This window comes from Streptomyces sp. NPDC047525 (assembly GCF_040643025.1).
GTDB lineage: Bacteria > Actinomycetota > Actinomycetes > Streptomycetales > Streptomycetaceae > Streptomyces > Streptomyces durmitorensis.
The window spans coordinates 63673-81130 of the sequence record NZ_JBEYTL010000002.1; the positions used below are offsets into that span (position 1 = coordinate 63673).

18 protein-coding genes are annotated in these 17458 nt (G+C 69.9%); 8 read left to right on the forward strand and 10 right to left on the reverse strand.

The genetic code is table 11. The features are described 5' to 3' along the window. The first annotated feature begins 121 nt into the window (after positions 1-121). Complete coding sequence (locus ABZ833_RS05655) at positions 122-1621, forward strand: hypothetical protein (protein WP_361041541.1); 1500 nt, start codon at positions 122-124, stop codon at positions 1619-1621. 91 nt (positions 1622-1712) lie between these two features. On the opposite strand, the gene ABZ833_RS05660 is transcribed toward ABZ833_RS05655, so the two are convergent. The 4 genes from ABZ833_RS05660 to ABZ833_RS05675 form a co-directional block, all read right to left on the reverse strand. Next, complete coding sequence (locus ABZ833_RS05660) at positions 1713-3137, reverse strand: SpoIIE family protein phosphatase (RefSeq protein ID WP_361041544.1); 1425 nt, start codon at positions 3135-3137, stop codon at positions 1713-1715. A gap of 169 nt (positions 3138-3306) precedes the next feature. Further along, entirely contained in the window at positions 3307-3951 is a 645-nt protein-coding gene (locus ABZ833_RS05665) for a response regulator transcription factor (protein ID WP_361041546.1), read from the reverse strand. Positions 3952-3963: 12 nt separating this feature from the next. Continuing rightward, entirely contained in the window at positions 3964-5574 is a 1611-nt protein-coding gene (locus ABZ833_RS05670; protein WP_361041548.1) for a sensor domain-containing protein, read from the reverse strand. Positions 5575-5756: 182 nt separating this feature from the next. Then, positions 5757-6335 carry a TetR/AcrR family transcriptional regulator gene (locus ABZ833_RS05675; RefSeq protein WP_361041551.1) on the reverse strand — a complete coding sequence of 193 codons (579 nt, stop codon included), beginning with the start codon at positions 6333-6335 and terminating at the stop codon, positions 5757-5759. 90 nt (positions 6336-6425) lie between these two features. Here ABZ833_RS05675 and ABZ833_RS05680 point away from each other — a divergent pair, with 90 nt between their 5' ends. The 3 genes from ABZ833_RS05680 (at position 6426) to ABZ833_RS05690 (ending at position 8006) form a co-directional block, all read left to right on the forward strand. Continuing rightward, on the forward strand, positions 6426-6872 hold the full coding sequence (locus tag ABZ833_RS05680) for a DUF1772 domain-containing protein (protein WP_361041554.1): 447 nt from the start codon (positions 6426-6428) through the stop codon (positions 6870-6872). 128 nt (positions 6873-7000) lie between these two features. After that, on the forward strand, positions 7001-7426 hold the full coding sequence (locus tag ABZ833_RS05685; protein WP_361043097.1) for a DUF4267 domain-containing protein: 426 nt from the start codon (positions 7001-7003) through the stop codon (positions 7424-7426). Between the two features lie 208 nt (positions 7427-7634). Further along, on the forward strand, positions 7635-8006 hold the full coding sequence (locus ABZ833_RS05690; protein WP_361043100.1) for a class I SAM-dependent methyltransferase: 372 nt from the start codon (positions 7635-7637) through the stop codon (positions 8004-8006). Between the two features lie 124 nt (positions 8007-8130). Here ABZ833_RS05690 and ABZ833_RS05695 read toward each other — a convergent pair whose 3' ends face one another. Beyond that, positions 8131-9351: a metallophosphoesterase gene (locus tag ABZ833_RS05695; RefSeq protein WP_361041563.1), complete on the reverse strand. Its 1221-nt coding sequence runs from the start codon at positions 9349-9351 to the stop codon at positions 8131-8133. Positions 9352-9408: 57 nt separating this feature from the next. After that, entirely contained in the window at positions 9409-9873 is a 465-nt protein-coding gene (locus tag ABZ833_RS05700; protein WP_361041566.1) for a Dabb family protein, read from the reverse strand. 134 nt (positions 9874-10007) lie between these two features. Here ABZ833_RS05700 and ABZ833_RS05705 point away from each other — a divergent pair, with 134 nt between their 5' ends. The 3 genes from ABZ833_RS05705 to ABZ833_RS05715 all read left to right on the forward strand — a co-directional run bounded on the left by ABZ833_RS05705 (position 10008) and on the right by ABZ833_RS05715 (position 12946). Then, the gene (locus tag ABZ833_RS05705) at positions 10008-10682 is read left to right on the forward strand and encodes a TetR/AcrR family transcriptional regulator (RefSeq protein WP_361041569.1); all 675 of its coding nucleotides are present in this window, start codon (positions 10008-10010) and stop codon (positions 10680-10682) included. A 136-nt stretch (positions 10683-10818) separates the two neighbouring features. Continuing rightward, on the forward strand, positions 10819-11760 hold the full coding sequence (locus ABZ833_RS05710) for an endo-beta-N-acetylglucosaminidase H (RefSeq protein WP_361041572.1): 942 nt from the start codon (positions 10819-10821) through the stop codon (positions 11758-11760). 352 nt (positions 11761-12112) lie between these two features. Further along, positions 12113-12946: a PIG-L family deacetylase gene (locus tag ABZ833_RS05715; protein WP_361041575.1), complete on the forward strand. Its 834-nt coding sequence runs from the start codon at positions 12113-12115 to the stop codon at positions 12944-12946. A 60-nt stretch (positions 12947-13006) separates the two neighbouring features. Here the strand turns inward: ABZ833_RS05715 and ABZ833_RS05720 are convergent, their stop codons facing one another. Next, complete coding sequence (locus ABZ833_RS05720; RefSeq protein WP_361041578.1) at positions 13007-14131, reverse strand: hypothetical protein; 1125 nt, start codon at positions 14129-14131, stop codon at positions 13007-13009. A 101-nt stretch (positions 14132-14232) separates the two neighbouring features. Further along, on the reverse strand, positions 14233-14628 hold the full coding sequence (locus ABZ833_RS05725) for a RidA family protein (RefSeq protein ID WP_361043103.1): 396 nt from the start codon (positions 14626-14628) through the stop codon (positions 14233-14235). A gap of 136 nt (positions 14629-14764) precedes the next feature. Here ABZ833_RS05725 and ABZ833_RS05730 point away from each other — a divergent pair, with 136 nt between their 5' ends. Beyond that, positions 14765-15739, forward strand: coding sequence for a WYL domain-containing protein (locus ABZ833_RS05730; protein ID WP_361041582.1), 975 nt, complete (start codon positions 14765-14767; stop codon positions 15737-15739). Positions 15740-15835: 96 nt separating this feature from the next. On the opposite strand, the gene ABZ833_RS05735 is transcribed toward ABZ833_RS05730, so the two are convergent. Both ABZ833_RS05735 and ABZ833_RS05740 read right to left on the reverse strand, forming a co-directional pair. Next, a complete protein-coding gene (locus tag ABZ833_RS05735; protein ID WP_361041585.1) occupies positions 15836-16384 on the reverse strand; it encodes a DUF1062 domain-containing protein in 549 nt (182 codons plus the stop codon). 238 nt (positions 16385-16622) lie between these two features. Beyond that, the gene (locus ABZ833_RS05740; protein ID WP_361041588.1) at positions 16623-17282 is read right to left on the reverse strand and encodes a methyltransferase domain-containing protein; all 660 of its coding nucleotides are present in this window, start codon (positions 17280-17282) and stop codon (positions 16623-16625) included. Positions 17283-17458: the final 176 nt, after the last annotated feature.

Here is a 17458-nt window from a genome sequence, read left to right on the forward strand (position 1 = left end):
TACCTGACACCCGGCGTCCCCTGGCACACCATGTGGCGCACCCTGGCGAACCGTGGCGAATAGTCGCTCAGCAACTGACAGAGGGTTACTGTCAACTCAGCCGAGAACCTGGGGGCTTGACGTGAACGGACAACCCAACACCCGACTGTCGGACCTGTTCGGCCTGGCAGGCTGGTCAAAAGGGGAACTCGCGAGACTGGTGAACCGGCAGGCGGCGGCCATGGGCCATCCGCAACTGGCCACCGACACCTCGCGGGTACGGCGTTGGATCGACATGGGAGAAATCCCCCGCGATCCCGTGCCCCGGGTGCTGGCGGCTCTGTTCACCGAGCGTCTCGGCCGTGTCGTGACCATTGAGGATCTTGGTCTGGTCCGGCACGGGCGCGTGGGGAAACGGCGTGGCGACGGTGGTGTGGAGCACCCCGACGGCATGCCGTGGGCGCCCGAACGGACAGCCGCGGTCCTCACCGAATTCACGGGAATGGACCTCATGCTCAACCGACGCGGCTTGGTGGGCGCGGGTGCCGCGCTCGCCGCCGGCTCCGCACTCAGCAGCGCCATGCACGACTGGCTGCACACTGATCCGGCCCTCGTTGCCGACGCTCCTCGTACCGACCATCCCCTGCACGCCGACCCCGCTGGGTTCGACCGCTATGAGGCCGCCCCCATCGGGTCGCAGGAGATCGAGGAACTGGAGACCTCCGTCGAGGTGTTCCGGGCCTGGGACGCGGCCCGCGGTGGCGGGCTGCAGCGCAAGGCTGTGGTGGGACAGCTCAACGAAGTGGGCGGCATGCTCGCCTACCGACACCCCGACCATCTCCAGCGGCGCCTGTGGGGCGTCGCTGCCAATCTCGCCGTCCTCGCGGGCTGGATGTCGCACGACGTCGGCCTGGAGCCCACGGCTCAGAAGTACTTCGTGATCGCCGCGCACGCGGCTCGCGAGGGGGGCGACCGGCCGCGTGCCGGTGAGGCCCTGTCCCGGGCCGCGCGCCAGATGGTGCATCTCGGGAGGCCCGACGACGCCCTGGACCTCATGAAGCTCGCCCAGTCGGGATCGGGCGAGGAGATGCTGCCGCGCACGCAGGCCATGCTCTACACCATCGAGGCCTGGGCACAGGCGTCGATGGGCAAGGGCCAGGCGATGCGCCGCACGCTCGGCATCGCGGAGGACCTGTTCGTCTCCGACAAGGGGGATGTGCCGCCGCCCAGTTGGATGCAGATGTTCGACGAGGCGGACATGCACGGCATGCAGGCCCTGGCCTTCCGCACCCTCGCCGATCACGACTCGTCCGCCGCCAACACCGCCCAGCGTCATGCCAAGGAGGCGATCGACCTGCGGTCCAAGGGCCGTGATCGTTCGCAGATCTTCGACTACATCTCACTGGCGTCGGCCTGCTTCATCGCCGACGACCCCGAACAGGCCGATCGGTACGCACGGTTGGCGCTGGTATCGATGGGGTCGAACTCCTCGCACCGCACGTGGGACCGCCTGCGGGAAATGTACCGCCTGACCGCTCAGTACTCGGGCTACCCGAAGATCCAGGACCTGCGTGAGGAGATCAAGCTGGCCCTGCCCAAGGCGACGGCCAAGTCCGGAGGTGGCAGCCGGGTCCGCGCATAGGACCCGGCACGGCTCGCTCGGGCGCGGATCACTCGGACCGCGTGTCACTCAGGCAGGCAGCGTGCCGCGCCGCGTGTCACTCGGGCGAGGGTCAGGAATTGATCCGTGCGATCAACAGACAGGCGTCGTCCTCACGCGGGGCCACGCCGAACTCTTCGACGACCGTCCGTACACAGTCCTGCGCACCCCGCGTCTCCGTGAAGCGTGGCGCGAGCGCGAGCAGCCGGCTCGTGGCCGCGTCCCTGGAGCGCCGGGGGACAAGGCCATCGGTGTGCAGCAACAACAGGTCGCCGGGCTCGAGTTGAACTTCGGCCTGCTCGTACGTGGCTCCGGAGGTCGCCCCGAGGATCACTCCGCCCGGTGGCGTCAGCGCGCGCCCCGTCCCGTCGCGGAACAGCAGCGGGGCGGGGTGGCCTGCCTGCGCCCAGGTGAGGGTGTGGGTCGTGGGGGTGTACTGACAGCAGACGGCGCTGCCGAGTGCGGGTTGCGTGGTGGTGTCCAGTAACTGGTTGAGCCAGCCCATGAGTTGGCCCGGCCGCACCCCGGCGACCGCCATGCCGCGTACGGCGCCGAGCAGCATCGCCATGCCGGACGTGACGGTGACGCCGTGCCCCGTGAGGTCGCCGATACTGAGCAGGAACTGGCCGTCGGGCAGCTCCATCGCGTCGTACCAGTCACCGCCGATCAGTGAGCTCGTCGAGGACGGGAGGTAGTGGGCAGCGAGGTCGAGCGCCGCGGGTCCGCCGTGCGGGAACCGCAGGGAGCCGCGCCACGGCGGCAGCACAGCTTCCTGCAGTTCGACCGCGAGCCGGTGCTCTGTCTGCGCGATGTGCCGCTGGCGCTGCAACGAGTCACGGGTCTCGCGCACCACTCGCTGGCTGCGGCGCAGTTCGCTGACGTCCCGCAAGACCGCCCACATCGAGGCGGTGCTGCCATCAGCGGCGAGCACGGGCTCGCCCATCATGTGCACCTGTCGTACGCCGCCGTCGGGCCGCACGATACGGAACTCGCCGTCGATCGGCTTGCCGTCGATCAGGCAGTCCGTGACCATGGCCGTCAGCATCGGCTGGTCGTCGACGTGCACCAGGGAGGGCAGCTCGTCGAGGGAGAGCGGGGGAGCCTGCGGGTCCCGCCCGAGGATCTGGTAGAGCTCGCCCGACCAACTCGCCTCGTCGTTCAGGAGGTTCCACTCCGCGCTGCCGACCCGGCTGAGCAGTGAACCGCGCTGCGGTTCGAGGGGAGCGGGCACGGCCGGGGCGGCGGGTGCCGCGGCCGACGGCACGGGTCCGTCCCTCAACTGAGCGAGGTGGTCGTCCAGATCGTTGAGCTGATGGACCGCCAGGTCGCACAGGGCGCGCTGCCAGCGATCCTGCGGGTCGCCCTCGTCGGCCCCGGTGTCACGGCGCACGGCGTCGACTTCGCCGCGGAGCCGACGCGTCTGCGTGATCAGCGCTTCGACCGAGCCGCGCTCGGGCGGCTGGGCGGAAGGGCGGTCCGCGAAGACATGGGACGGCATGAGGTGCTCCGTTGAGGATGCGGTGCGACCAAACGGGCGGGATGGACCGCTAATGACTTTCGCACAGCCGGGGGTGCCCCGTAAGGGATTTGGCAACACACGACGCGGTCATGTCTCTGGCATATGTCTATGTCCTTCGGAACAGCGCATTCCGGCGGCACAGCGCCGATCACCCGCGCAAGTAGCGGATCACAGCCAGAACGCGGCGGTTGTGGTCATGTGACGCGGGCAGTCCGAGCTTGTCGAAGACGGCAGCCACGTGCTTCTCGACGGTGCCCGCGGAGACGACCAGGCTCTGCGCGATCGCCGCGTTGGACCGGCCCTCGGCCATCAGCGAGAGAACCTCGCGCTCGCGCTCGGTGAGGGGCGCGAGCTCCTCCGCCCGGCGGCCGGCCCCGGCCAACTGCGTGACGACCTCGGGATCCAGCGCCGTCCCGCCCGCGGCCACCCGCTCCAGGGCATCGGTGAACTCCGCGATGTTCGCGACGCGGTCCTTGAGCAGATAGCCGACGCCCGCCGAACCCGCGGCGAGCAGCCGCGTGGCGTACTTCGTCTCCACGTACTGGGAGAAGAGGAGCACTCCCGTGCCGGGGTGGTCCCGCCGGATGTCGATGGCCGCACGAAGCCCTTCGTCCGTGTGCGTCGGCGGCATCCGGATGTCGGTCACCGTGACGTCCGGGCGGTGCTCGGCGACCGCGGCGCGCAAGGCGCTCGCGTCGCTCACCGACGCACAGACCTCATGCCCGTGCTCCGCGAGCATCTGGCCCAGCAACTCCCGCAGTACCGCGGCATCCTCAGCGATCACGACGCGCATGGCGGCATGCTCTCACGCGTGCAGCGGCAGCTCGACGGTGACCGTCGTCGGCCCGCCTTCAGGACTTTCGACATTCATCCGCCCATCGACCGTACGTACGCGCTGCATGAGTCCCGTCAGGCCGCTCCCCGCGCCGGCGTCCGCGCCACCGTGCCCGTCGTCACCGACCTGAAGGAAAAGCCTTCCGTCCAACTGCGCCACCGTGATGGCTGCCCGCCCGGCCCCGCTGTGCTTGATGACGTTCGCCAGCAGTTCGGCCGCGCAGAAGTACGCGATGGTCTCGATCGCCGGGGTCGGACGCTCCGGTATGTCCGTCACCAGGTCGACAGGGACGCTGCTGCGTGCGGTGAGCGTGGCGAGCGCGTCCGGCAGACCGTCGTCGAGGACCGGGGGATGGATGCCGCGGGCCAGATCGCGCAGTTCGGTCAGGGCCTCGGTGGCGTTGTGGTGCGCCCCGTCGACGAGTTGACGCAGACGCGCGACATCCAGTGGCCCGCCGCTCGCGCCCTCGCCTTTGCCCGCGCCCTCACCCTCGTGTTCGTTGAGCCGCTGTCTGATCATGTCGAGGCTCATCGCGACCGCGACGAGGCGGACCTGGGCTCCGTCGTGCAGATCGCGCTCGACGCGCCGGAGCAGCGCCACCGAGTCATCCACGGCGAGCGCCCGAGTCTCCTCCAAGTCGCGTACGCGATCGGCCAGTTGTCCGGGGCCCAGCAGGGTACCGATGAGCCAGCGGTCGGCCTCGGTCACAAGCCGGGTCACCCAGGGCGCGCACAGCACGGTGACCGCACCGATGGCCACCGCGAGGAACGTGCCGGCGAAGGTGTCCGCCTCCGGGCTGCCGCCGAAGGGAATCGGCGTGAGCACCATCATGCCCTCGGGGGAACCGGGTTCGGGGTGCTGCCCGAACACCGCCCACCGCAGCGGTGCGGTGAGGTTGACGAGACCCGTCAGCCACCAGAGGACGGCGTACGCCCCCAGGAGGCCGACCGGCAGTTTCGCCAGCACATAGGCCGCCGACCGCCAGCCGGTCCCGTCCCACAGCCGGGCATCGAGGCGGCTGACCAGGCGGCCGCTCGGACGAAGCGGCTCCGGCGCGGGCGTCCGGTCCCCGAGGAACAGGGCGGCGAGGCGGCGGTGGACGCCGCCCAGCGCGCGCGCCAGCTGGAGCCCCGTGATGAACAGAAGCGCGCCCAGCACGGCGAACACCACCGACACGGTGAAGCCCGCGCCCAGTGCCAGCGCCACCGCGAGCAGCACGCCGCCCACCAGGCCCAGCGGGAACCCGATCAGGCAGTACGCGGCCTCGGCCCACGCCCGCCGGGTCAGCGGGGCGCGCCCCACGGCTCGCACGAGCGCGCGCGCCCCTCGTGTACCGCTCGCCGTCCCGGGGCGCACCGGCGTGCCGGGGGTGGTGGCGGTGCCGGTGAGGGCTGTGCCAGTGGGGGTGGTGCCGGTGGAGGCGGCAGCCTTCGGGCGTGTGACGTGCATGCTGTCCAGTGTCCTGTCAGGCGTCACGGCGGGCGAGCGTGCGCCATCCCGCGCCGAGGGCGAGAGCAAGCTCAACGCGTCGACGGCGACGGTGGGTCCATACCGCTTGGTGAGACCTTGGGTCTCGATCATGACGTCTCCTGCCGCAGACCTGGTGGGGTCGGACAACCTCACGTTAGATCTCCGCCAGGGCACGTCGGAACGTGGATTTCCTCCGTCTGGCCTGGGGGTTTTCCCCCAGGCCCCGGGGTGCGCACCAAGCCCCGCCCGTCCGGCCAGAACTCCGCCGACGGTGCTCTGCGCAGCGGTGTACTTCAGACCACGGCGAGCCGGTCCACCAGTAGTTCCACCCTCGGCCCGGTGTCCTCCGGTGGCAGTCGTCCTGACCTGGTCAGGGTCGCCACCCCGTGCAGGGACGCCCAGAACACCTCGGTGAACAGTCCCGGGTGGACGCCGTCCCCGGCGACCTCGCCGAGGCTCTCCAGCAGCGCGGCGAAGGCGTCCTTGAGAGGTTCCGGGGTGTCCTCCTGCGCGTAGGGGAGGCCGCCGTCGAGCTGGAAGATGGCGTCGTAGACCGCTGGGTTGCGTGCGGCGAAGTCGAGGTAGGTGCGGGCAAGCGCGGTGACCCGCTCGCGCGGGCCCTTGGCGGCGCCGGTCGCGGCGCGCACCGCCACGGCCAACTCGGCGGCGCCCTCCAGGGCGACGGCGCCGATGATCTCCCGTTTGCCGCGGAAGTGGCTGTAGAGGACGGGCTGGCTGTATTCGATGCGCTCGGCGAGCTTGCGGGTGGTGACCGCGTCCCAGCCCTGCTGCTCGGCGAGTTCGCGGGCCGTCGCCACGATGAGGCGCTCGCGGGCCGCCCGTTCACGCTCCTTGCGTTCCTTTACCGACATGATTCGACCCTAGCACCGCTAGACAAGCGAGCGGCAGTAGTACTAGCGTTGCGACATCACCTAGCGGCGCTAGATTCCTGAGAGGTCGTCATGCTCAACGCACTTGAGATCGTCACCACCGTGATCGTCGGCGTGATGGTGGGGGTGGAGTTCTCCGTCGCCTTCGTCATGAACCGGATCTTCAACGCCCTCCCCGAGGACAGTGGCCAGCTCGCCCGCGCCCACGGCGGCCGGATGCTCGGCGCCGTCATGCCGGTCTGGTACATCGGCTCGCTCGTCCTCGTCGCGGTGTGGGCCGTCGCCGGATGGCACCACGACGGCGCCGGCCTGGTCGTCACCGCAGGCGCGCTGCTCATCCTCAGCGTGGTCATGTCGCTCCTGCTGCTCGTCCCGATCAACAACCGGGGCAAGACGTGGACCCCCGAGAACCGGCCCGAGGACTGGAAGGAGCAGATGAACCGCTGGGACCGCTGGCACTACGTCCGTGTCGCCGTCATCATCGCCGCCTTCGCCCTGCTGGTGGCCGCCCTCGCCTGAGCCCGCGGGCCGACGATGCCCCGGTGGCGCGCAATCCCCGCGCCCCGGTGGCGCTCAATCCCCGCTACTCGGGCGGCAGTTGGTCAACCGAGATCCCGACATCCACGAAGACTCGCAAGGAGAAGAACATGTCGCTGAAGAAGATCAACACCGTTCTTGCCGCCACCTTCATCCTCTTCATCCTCTGGTTCGGGACGGAGTTCATCCTGAGCCCGGAGACGACGGCGCCGGGCTTCGGCCTGCCGAGTTGGCCGTCCGGCGACGGCGGCGGCTTCCTGATCGTCAAGGGAATCCGCGACGTCGTGATGGCCCTGGGCCTGGGCGTCCTGCTGGTGACGGGCCACCGCCGGGCGCTGGGCTGGGTGTTGGTGGTCGAGGCCTTCGCCGCGTACGGCGACATGGCCACCGTGCTGGCCCACGACGGCTCCGTGGCCACCGCGCTCGGCGTCCACGCCTTGACCGCGACGCTGATGGTGGTCAACGGCCTGCTGATATTGCGCGAGACCCGCAAGGTCGCGGCTGCTCCGGCAGCACCCGCCCCGCTGCCCGCCTGACGCCACCCTTGGTGCGTGCCGGTATGCGCCGGAGGGTCAGGACCTCCAGCTCGCACAGACTGAGTGGCCAACGGCCTGCGCCCGGCACACCGCCTTCCGCCGCCCCGACGAGCGCATCGCCCACGTCATCGCCCAAGCTCTCGGCGGCGCGCGCACCCTCCTCAACGTCGGTGCGGGCACCGGATCGTACGAGATCGCGGCGCACGCGATCACCGCGGTCGAACCCTCCTTGGCGATGCGCGCCCAGCACCCTGCTCAACTCGCCACTGCCATCGACGCCGTAGCTGAAGACCTCCCCTTCGCCGACGGGCAGTTCGACGCCGCGATGACCCTCTTCAGCGTCCACCAGTGGTCCGACGTCGAAGCCGGGCTGCGCGAGATGCGCCGGGTCACCCGCGGCCCCGTCGCCGTACTGACCTGTGACCCCGCACGCGTACGCGACTTCTGGCTCTACGAATACGCCGGCGGAACCGCGACGCCGTCCGCCAAGCCTGTTCGGCCTGGAGCTTCATCGGCGACCTCGCCCGCCAGGACTTCGACACCTCCCTGCGCCGCGCCCTGGGCTCGGGTGCCTGGGTGATCAGGCCGCTGGCCTTCTCCCAGGGCAGGACACGGAACTGCGAGGCCGTACCGATCTCATCGGATGAGCGCCGGCGACACCGCTCGGCGAGCCGGTCCGTACGGGGTTGTCGGCCCGTTCCCTCTTACGGCGTGAGCGGCTGCTGCGGGGAGCGGAGTACGAGCAGGGTGATCTCGCTGGGGGCGAAGACGCGGAACGGCGGGCCCCAGAAGCCGGTGCCGCGGCTGGTGTAGAGGAGGGTGCGGGTGCCGTGGCGGCTGAGGCCGGCGAGGGCGGGCTGGTCGATGCCGACGAGGTGGTGGAAGGGCCAGATCTGGCCGCCGTGGGTGTGGCCGGAGAGCTGGAGGTCGACGCCGCCTGCCGCGGCCCGGTCGACGAACTTGGGCTGGTGGGCCAGGAGCAGGACCGGCAGGTCGGGGTCGGCGCCGTCCAGGGCTCCGGCGAGGTGGGCGCGGTGGCCGGCCAGGCCCGAGGACTCGGCGGTGACGTCATCCACACCGGCGACCACGAGGGTGTCGCCGCCGCGTTCGAGCAGCAGGTGACGGTTGCGCAGCGGCTCCCAGCCCAGCTCGTCCATCAGGTCGACCCAGCCCTGGGCTTCGCTGTAGTACTCGTGGTTTCCGGTGACGTAGACCCGGGCCCGGGTGGCGCGCACGGTGCCGAGCGGCGCGGCCTGGGCGCGGCGGCGTGCGGCCGTGCCGTCGGCGATGTCGCCGGTGTGGCAGACCAGATCGGCCTCCAGGGTGTTGACCGTCGCGCAGACCCGCTCCGACCAGTGGGCGCGGTCGAGCGGTCCGTAGTGGGTGTCGGTGATGAGGGCGACGCGGGTGCCGTCCAATCCGGCTCCCAGACGCGGGAGTTGTACGTCGAGCCGGCGCACCCGTGGCACCCGGCGGGCCTCGGCGTACCCCCAGGCGAGCAGGACGGCGGCCGTGGCGAGGACCGCCCAGGTGACGGTCCGGGCCCGGTACTGCCCGTCGCCTGCGCCGGCCACGGTCAGGGCGAGGCGCAGCAGGACGCCGAGCAGGACGGACCAGGTGAACAGCACCCAGCTGACCCCAAGGAGGGTGTCCCCGACGATCGCCGCCCGGTCCTGCTGGCGTCTGCCGTGGCCGCGCATCATCGCGAGCGGCATACCGATCAGACCGAGGGCGAACAGGATGGTGCCGCCCAGCGCCACGGGGAGCGGCCAGTGCTGGCCCGCGTGCAGCAGCACCCAGCACGGGACGGTCCACAGCAGGACGGGAGCGACCAAAGGGATGTAGCGCATGATGCGGCGCAGTCGGCTCTGCTGGGTCGCATGCGCCGAACCGTCCGCGGATCGGGCCTCGCTGGTGTCGGTCACGCCTCGCCTCTACAAGTAGCCGGACTGCCGACTGAGCAGACTGTCGACGCGCGCAATCTATCCGGTTGCCCCAGGAGACGTCTTGCCGACCATGGGGAGTCGAGCTCCCCCGGTGCCGTCGCCGAAGGAGCCCCGCGCGCCCGGGATCGCGTCCAGGAGGCGGCCCCACTCCGGGTACATCTCGACCTTGCGGGCGTGCAGGGCGAGGATCTTGGCGTCCAGGTCGGGGTCGGGGTCGTCCGAGAAGCGGAAGGCGGAGAGCCGTTCCAGCTGCGGGATGATCAGCCAGTCCCCGTCGAGGTGCACTTTTTCGTACATGTAGCGCTCCAGTGCGGTCAGGTCGGCGACGCCCGCGCAGTACACGTGCGTGAAGCCATCGGCCGGATCGCCCATGTACCGGCCGACCGTGGAGAACGCGACCGGCTCGGTGCTCGCCGTCCGGCGCATCGCGGCGAGCACCGCCTGCTCGTCCTCCTCCGACGTGCCGTCCTTGAAGCTGAATCGCAGCGTGTTGACGATCATGCGGTGTTCCTCCCGGGCGCTCGGCAACTTGAACCAGTGAGTTCAAGTTAATGGTCCGACCGGTAACTCCGCAGCGGTTCGGGAAAATGAACCCATGGGTTCAACACGCCCTGGGGGCCGGGTAGTCTGCGCCCGTGACACCAGCCAAGACGGCCGCCGGACGGCCCGCTCTCCGGGGGCGTATCGACAAGCGGCAGGCCATCCTGGACGCCGCGTTCGCCGTGTTCGCGCGGCGCGGGTACGCGCAGGCCTGCGTGGCTGAGATCGCCGAGGAGGCCGGGGTCGCCAAACCGACCGTCTACAACCACCTCAGCGACAAGGAAAACCTGTTCCGGCACGCGATGGCGGACGCCGCCGATCGCGTCATGGCCGAGAATCTGGCCGTCGTCGAGCGGCTGCGCGACCCCGGTGACGATCTGCGGGCCGCCCTGGAGGACATCGGGAACCGGCTGTTGAAGACGTGCTGCGGTCAACGGGCAAGCGCACTGCGGGCGTTGACGTACGCACAGCTCGCCGCGTTCCCCGATCTCGCCGAGGTCGTGCAGGGACGGACGTCCGGGCGGCTCGGGGACGCGCTGGCGGACCGGTTCGCGCAGCTGGCACTCGCCGGGCGGCTGCGCACGGAGCACCCGGCGCGCGCCGCAGAGCAGTTCCTCGCGCTGCTCACCGGGCCGATGGAGGCGCGCTCACGGCTCGGTACACGGAAGGTCGGCGCGGCCGAGACGCGGGAGGTCGCGCGGGCGGCCGTCGAGACCTTCGTGCGGGCGTACGGGGTCGAGGGCCAGGGCCCGACACCGGCCGGCCTGTGACGCGACGTGCGCAGGAGTCGTAAAGAGTTTGCGCATAATTCTTGGGATTCGGTCACGGGAGAGGAAAACTCGGAGGCTCACTCGGCGCTTTCGAACAGGTCGGGCGCCGACCCATGTGATGGGAGACCGATCAACGATGTTCACTCTGGTACGGAGCAGGGCACGGACGGCCGCGCTCGCGCTCTCGGCCGTCGCTGCCCTCGCCTTCGGCACGACCGCCACGGCCGGCGCGGCAGCGGCCCCCGCCCCCGCTCCCGCCCCTGCTCCCGCTCCCGCGAAACAGGGGCCGACCTCGGTGGCGTACGTCGAGGTGAACAACAACAGCATGCTGAACGTCGGCAAGTACAGCCTCGCCAACGGCGGTGACAACGTCTTCGACGTCGCCGTGATCTTCGCGGCGAACATCAACTACGACACGGGCAAGAAGGAGGCGTATCTGCACTTCAACGAGAACGTGCAGCGAGTCCTCGACAACGCCGACACACAGATACGGCCGTTGCAGGAGAAGGGCATCAAGGTCGTCCTCTCGGTGCTCGGCAACCACCAGGGCGCGGGCTTCGCCAACTTCCCGTCCCAGCAGGCGGCTTCGGGGTTCGCGAAGCAGATGTCGGACACCGTGACCAAGTACGGTCTCGACGGCATCGACTTCGACGACGAGTACGCCGAGTACGGGAACAACGGCACCGGCCAGCCCAACGCCAGCTCGTTCGTGCACCTGGTGACGGCGCTGCGCGCGAACATGCCGGACAAGATCATCAGTCTCTACAACATCGGCCCGGCCGCGTCGCGTCTCTCCTACGGCGGGGTCGACGTCTCGTCCAAGTTCGACTACGCCTGGAACCCGTACTACGGCTCCTGGCAGGTCCCCGGCATCGCACTGCCCAAGTCGAAGCTGTCGCCGGCGGCCGTCGAGATCGGCGGGACCTCGCAGAGCACGGTCGCCGACCTGGCCCGCCGCACCGTCAGTGAGGGGTACGGCGTCTATCTGACGTACAACCTCGACGGCTCCGACCGCAGCGCCGATGTCTCCGCCTTCACCAGGGAGCTGTACGGCAGTGACGCCGTCTACAAGCCGTAAGGCGACCGCACGCCCCAGTGCGCGGCGCTCCCTCGGGACCTGCCGCATCCCGTAGGGCCGAGATCCGCGCAGGCCGCGCCTTCGACAACGATGTCGGAGGCGCGGTGTGGGCGGACCGAGCCTTGCGACGCACCCTCGTTCGCGCTGAAGCGTCGATGCCTGGAAGGCCGGGGGCCGAGTCGGGAACAGCTGGTCCGGTCGGCGCTGTTGCATCGAGCGAGGGACCGGCGCCGCACGGCGGGGAACACGGAGGCCGCGAGGTCGCCCCCCTGCCGGGATTCGGGCCCCAAGTGCGCGGTACGCCCGCCGCGCACTCGAAGCACGACGTATTTCCGCAGGAGGACTGTTTTTCATGACTGACCGGCCCTTGACGCTCATGGCAGTACACGCGCACCCCGACGACGAGGCCACCGGAACGGGAGGCGTCCTCGCGCGGTACGCGGCGGAAGGAATCCGCACGGTTCTCGTGACCTGTACCGACGGCGGTTGCGGTGATGGACCGGGAGGCGTCAAGCCGGGCGATCCCGGGCACGATCCGGCGGCGGTCGCCTCGATGCGCCGTCGGGAACTTCAGGAGAGCTGTGACGTCCTGAAGATCAGCGATCTGGAGATGCTGGACTATGCCGACTCCGGGATGATGGGCTGGCCGAGCAACGACGCCCCTGGGTCCTTCTGGCAGACCCCGGTGGAGGAGGGCGCCACCCGGCTCGCGGAACTCATGCGGCACTACCGTCCCGACGTGGTCGTCACGTATGACGAGAACGGCTTCTACGGCCACCCCGACCACATCCAGGCCCACCGCATCACGATGGCGGCGCTGGAGATGACCTCGCTGACGCCGAAGGTGTACTGGACGACGATGCCCCGCTCGGGGATGCAGCGGTTCGGGGAGATCATGCGCGAGTTCCACCCGGACATGCCGGAGCCGGATCCCGCCGAGGCCGCCGCGATGGCCGAGATCGGCCTCCCTGACGACGAGATCACCACGTGGGTGGACACCATCGCGTTCAGCGGGCAGAAGTTCGATTCGCTGGCCGCGCACGCCAGTCAGGGCGAGAACATCTTCTTCCTCAAGATGGGCAAGGAGAGGTTCGGCGAGTTGATGGGCATGGAGACCTTCGTACGGGTCAAGGACGCCACCGGCGCGCCCCTGCCCGAGAACGACCTCTTCGCCGGACTGCGCTGATCCTCCCCTCCGATCACAGAAGCCGTCGAACCGACCCCTCGTCCTGATGGGCGGGGGCGATCAGTAGAAGCTGCGGACGAAGACGTCCGACTTGCCGTTGGTGTCGCCGGGCACGATGTCGTCGGCGGTCGACTGGAAGACCACGTCACGCCCCTCGGCGCTGACCGCGTCGGTCCCGGCAGAGGCGGGCTGGTTCGAGACGGTCTCGTCGGTGCCCGCTTGCAGGTCGCGCAGGATGAGCGAGGGTCCGTTCGTGTCGTGCGGGGCGTACAGGAGATGGCGGCCGGTGGGATCGATGGCCACGCCCCGCACGTTCGGCACCAGTTGGGCGGTGCCCGAGCTCATGTCGTGGACGTAGGTGTCGGAGCCCGAGAGGTAGACGACCTTTCTGCCGTCGTCGCTGAGCTGGACGACTGTCGCCTCCTTGGACGGGCCCTCGATCGGGTCGGAGGTGGTCCCGTCGCTCCGGTCCCAGACCAGGACGTCCTTCGTCCTGCCGTCCTGGTAGGCGACATGGCGGCCGTCGCCGCTGATGGACGGCCGGGACGGCTGGGTGTGGTCGAGGACGGCGACGGTCTCGTTCCTGCTGCCGTTGTTCCAGTCCTGCACCTCGATGCGCTGGCCGAACGACGGTTGCCTGATGGAGCGGATGACATGCGCGGTGTAGCGGCCGTCCGCGCTCAGCGACGGCTGGTCGCAGGTGTAGGCCGAGCAGTCGAGGGACGCGGTGCGTCCTGTGCTCACCTGATACTGGCGAATCCGTACGTTGTCCATCCACTGGTGCGCATAGCCGAGGTATGCCCCGTCCCCGCTGATCACCGGGGGCTGGAGCGGGGCGAGGTTCCCCATCCGCTCGTTCTGCCTCGTCCGCTGGTCGCGGAGGAACACCCTCTCGCCTCCCGTCGTGGCGTCGGGCGTGAGGTTCTTCGCCGACGACGAGAAGACGATGCGGCGGCCGTCGTGCGTGATCGAGGCACCGCCGGAGTTGTCGTCGGCCTGCGTGCCGTCGGCGGCGACACTGATCCTCTCGACACCGGCTCCGCGGGCCCCCGCGGCGCCCGCCTCGGCCGTGGTCCCGGCCGAGGCGGGCGCGGGCAGCGCCACCGTGACCGCGCAGGCCGCGACCGCCGCGCTCAGGGCGGCCCGCACACGTCTGGTGGTGCTCCGGTTCGCGTTTCTCCTCATTTTCCCCCCACGTAGGACTCGGTCTGTCCTCCAGTTCCCCACTGGAGGGCCACATGCATGCAACCGTGAGGGTGCTGTGGGGTCAATGCGTCACGCTCGCATCACGCGACGGCGGTTCCCTCGAGTTCGACCATCAGGGTGGGGATCGCCAGCCGCGTCACCCCGAGCATCGTGGTGGTCGGCGCCACCCCGGCGGCGCCCAACCGCGCCGCCAGCACGCCGTAGTGCTGGAAGAGCACATCGACGTCGGTCGTGTGGACGTTGAGGCGGACGAGGTTCGCGAGAGACATGCCTGCCTCGCCGAGCACGGCCTCCAGGTTGTCGATGCTCAGCGCCAACTGCGCCGCCATGTCACCGTCATGCTGGGGCTTGCCGTCGCCGCTCATCGCGGTCTGGCCCGAGATGTACAGGGTCCGGGTCTGCCCGGAGACGACCTCGCCCTGGTTGAATCCCATCTCCGCGGACCACGTCACCGGGTTGATCGCCGTTCGTTCGATCGCCACGTCAGCTCCATTCGATTCATGGGGAGTTCGTACGTCCATCGGCTCGGCGGCCGCCGGCCTCGATGTCGTGTCGACGAGCCTCGCAGCGAATCACGACATCCTTGGTCATGTATTTCGATAAAGTTCCCGCATGCGCGCCGACCGGTTGGTCTCGTTGGTGCTCCTGCTCCGTCAGCGCGGTCTGCTGACCGCGGACACGCTGGCCCGCGAGCTGGAGGTATCCACCCGCACTGTGCTGCGCGACATCGAGGCGCTGTCCTCGGCCGGCGTCCCGGTCTACGCCGAACGCGGGCGGCACGGCGGGTTCGCGTTGTCCCCCGGTTTCCGGACCGAGCTCACCGGACTGAACCACGACGAGGCCCTTGCCCTGCTGGCCGCCGGATCGGGGCGCGGAGAGCAGGTGTTCGGCCTCGGCTCGGCGCTCGCCTCGGCCATGCGCAAGGTGCTCGACGCGCTGCCCGAAAGCCACCGCGCGACCGCGAGCGACGCGGTCCAGCGGTTCCTCGTCGACCCGGAGACCGACCTGCTCTCACGTCGGCAGGTGACCGAGGAGGTGCCCGACACCACCATGTTCGAGGTCCGGCGTGCGGTGCTCGCCGGACACAAGCTGCGCATCCACTACGCGGCCACGGGCCAGGCGCCACAGTGGCGCACGGTGGACCCGATCGGCCTGGTCACCGTACGCGACCGGGGCTACCTGCTGGCCACGAGAGCCGGCGCCGACCGCACCTACCGGCTGTCGCGGGTGCTGGCCGCCGAGGAACTCCCCGAAACGGCACAGCGGCCCAACCGGGTCGATCTGGACCGGATCTGGCGGGAACGCTCCGCGCGGTTCCTCTCCGGCGGCGACCACGTCACCGTGCTGGTGCGGGTGAACCCGGCGCGGCGCGAGGACCTGCTGGACACCGCGCTGGCAGTTCGCGCGGAAGACCCCGACGCAGACGGATGGCTGCGCCTTGAGGTGACCTACCAGGATTCACGTCACGCCGAATGGGCGCTGTGGCAGCTCGGCACGGACGCGGAAGCCCTGGCCCCGCAGTCGCTGCGCACCTCCCTGCGCGACCGCGCCGCCGCGTTCGCCGCCCGCTACGGCGAGCCGCTCTGAGAGCGGTCGCCTGCGGCGGGCCGCCCGTTGACCCGCTGCACGGACCAGGGCCTGTCCGGCGAGTACTGCCGGACAGGCCCTGGTCACCGAGAGGGCTCAGCGCTTGAGCGTGAAGGTGAAGTCGCCGGAGAGCTTGCCGCTCAGCCGGACGGCCGAGACGACCTTCCCCTCCGTGATCAACCGCTCGACCTCGGAGCGCGAAAGACCGCAGCCTTCAGCGATGACACGCACCGGCCGGACAGGGATCCGCGCCGCGAAGCGGACCGACACGTCGATCACCTCGCGGTCCAGATGGTCCGATCCGCCGGTGTCGAGGCGCCACGCGCCGTCCCAGTCGAGGGCGATGCGATTGCGGCGCCGCATGACCGGATCCTGGAGCAGCTCAGCTGCCAGGGCGGGGTCGTTGTCGTGCAGCCGGTCCAGCAGCTCAGGTCGTACGGAGCGCACATTCATCCGCTCCAGGACCGTGAGCTTCGCGGTTTCCCCGCACGCGGCACAGAGTACGAGGAGCCAGGCGTCGATGAGCTTGTGGTGTGCGTTGACGCGAAATTTTCCGTCGGCCCCAAAGCGCTGGGACGCGCACGCGTGGCAGCGCCGGAGAACGGTCGGAAGGCAGGTGGGCATGACCACCCAGTCGTTGAGCACAGAAGTACACCGGTTTCAGTGAGAAGTCCGCAGCAAAAAGCAGCGCGGCGCACATGCGCGACGCGCGACGAATCAGCACTCGGGAGGTCTCACAGGGTGTACAACGGCACGTCCTTGCCCAGACGACTTGGTCGGGCAGCACCGTAGTGGCGCACCGGGGCGCTGTTCCACTGGTTTTCCCCCGAAGCCGAGGTACTCACCGACTGCCGCAGGCTTCCGCCGGCGGCTGGGCGACGGCCTAGCGGTGCGCCAGCAGCACGCCGCCGAGCTTGCGCGCGGCCGACGTGAGCGTGGGGTGCGCCTCGAGGGTGAAGCCGGCCTCCTCGATCCAGGCAGCCACTTGACTCGGCTCGCGACGACGGACGTAGGACTCCGGCCAGCGCTCGCCGTTCTCCTGCGGCTCGGGCGGTGAGGGGTCGCCGACGTGGAAACCCACCAGTAGCGGACCACCGGGCCGCAGCACCCGACGGAAGCCGGCGAGGACCGCGCCGATCGCTTCATCGGGGACGTGGATGATCGAGTACCAGGCGACCAGAGCGGCCAACGTGCCGTCCGCGAAGTCGAGTTGAGTCATCGACCCCTCCTCGAACCGCACGCCGGGATGCTCACGCCGCGCCACCTCGATCATCCGGGGCGACAGATCGATGCCGAAGGCGTCCACGCCGAGGTCCCTCAGGTGGGCGGTGATCCGCCCGGGTCCGCACCCCACGTCCGCGACGGGCCCGCCGCCGTGTGCCCGCACCCGCTCGGCGAACAGCGCCATGACGTCCTGCTCGGGCGGCAGTTCGGCCAGGAGGTTTCGCGTCTCGTCCGCGTAGCTGGTGGCGTCGGCGTCGTAGGACGCCCGGGTGTCCGCCAGCCACTTCTCGGCCTCTGGGCCGTCCTGTCCGGTGCTCACGCCCGGAGGCTATCCCAGGAACCGGCCGTCGGCCGGAAAGGCAGGAAAGGGGCTCAGGGTGTGGTTCGAGCTGCTTCGGAGTCGCATTCCCACCCGGCTTGAAGGGTAGACACGAAGCGCGTGCCAACCCGCTTGGCGGCGGGGGTGGTGCGCAGGGCGCGACGGGGGCGAGGGCG

Excerpts from the sequence above, each read along its gene's own strand:
- ABZ833_RS05720 (WP_361041578.1), bottom strand. The coding sequence starts at position 14,131 with ATGAGGAGAAACGCGAACCGGAGCACCACCAGACGTGTGCGGGCCGCC.
- ABZ833_RS05685 (WP_361043097.1), top strand. The coding sequence starts at position 7,001 with ATGTCGCTGAAGAAGATCAACACCGTTCTTGCCGCCACCTTCATCCTC.
- ABZ833_RS05710 (WP_361041572.1), top strand. The coding sequence starts at position 10,819 with ATGTTCACTCTGGTACGGAGCAGGGCACGGACGGCCGCGCTCGCGCTC.
- ABZ833_RS05730 (WP_361041582.1), top strand. The coding sequence starts at position 14,765 with ATGCGCGCCGACCGGTTGGTCTCGTTGGTGCTCCTGCTCCGTCAGCGC.
- ABZ833_RS05700 (WP_361041566.1), bottom strand. The coding sequence starts at position 9,873 with ATGATCGTCAACACGCTGCGATTCAGCTTCAAGGACGGCACGTCGGAG.
- ABZ833_RS05665 (WP_361041546.1), bottom strand. The coding sequence starts at position 3,951 with ATGCGCGTCGTGATCGCTGAGGATGCCGCGGTACTGCGGGAGTTGCTG.
- ABZ833_RS05670 (WP_361041548.1), bottom strand. The coding sequence starts at position 5,574 with ATGATCGAGACCCAAGGTCTCACCAAGCGGTATGGACCCACCGTCGCC.
- ABZ833_RS05715 (WP_361041575.1), top strand. The coding sequence starts at position 12,113 with ATGACTGACCGGCCCTTGACGCTCATGGCAGTACACGCGCACCCCGAC.
- ABZ833_RS05675 (WP_361041551.1), bottom strand. The coding sequence starts at position 6,335 with ATGTCGGTAAAGGAACGCAAGGAGCGTGAACGGGCGGCCCGCGAGCGC.
- ABZ833_RS05680 (WP_361041554.1), top strand. The coding sequence starts at position 6,426 with ATGCTCAACGCACTTGAGATCGTCACCACCGTGATCGTCGGCGTGATG.
- ABZ833_RS05660 (WP_361041544.1), bottom strand. The coding sequence starts at position 3,137 with ATGCCGTCCCATGTCTTCGCGGACCGCCCTTCCGCCCAGCCGCCCGAG.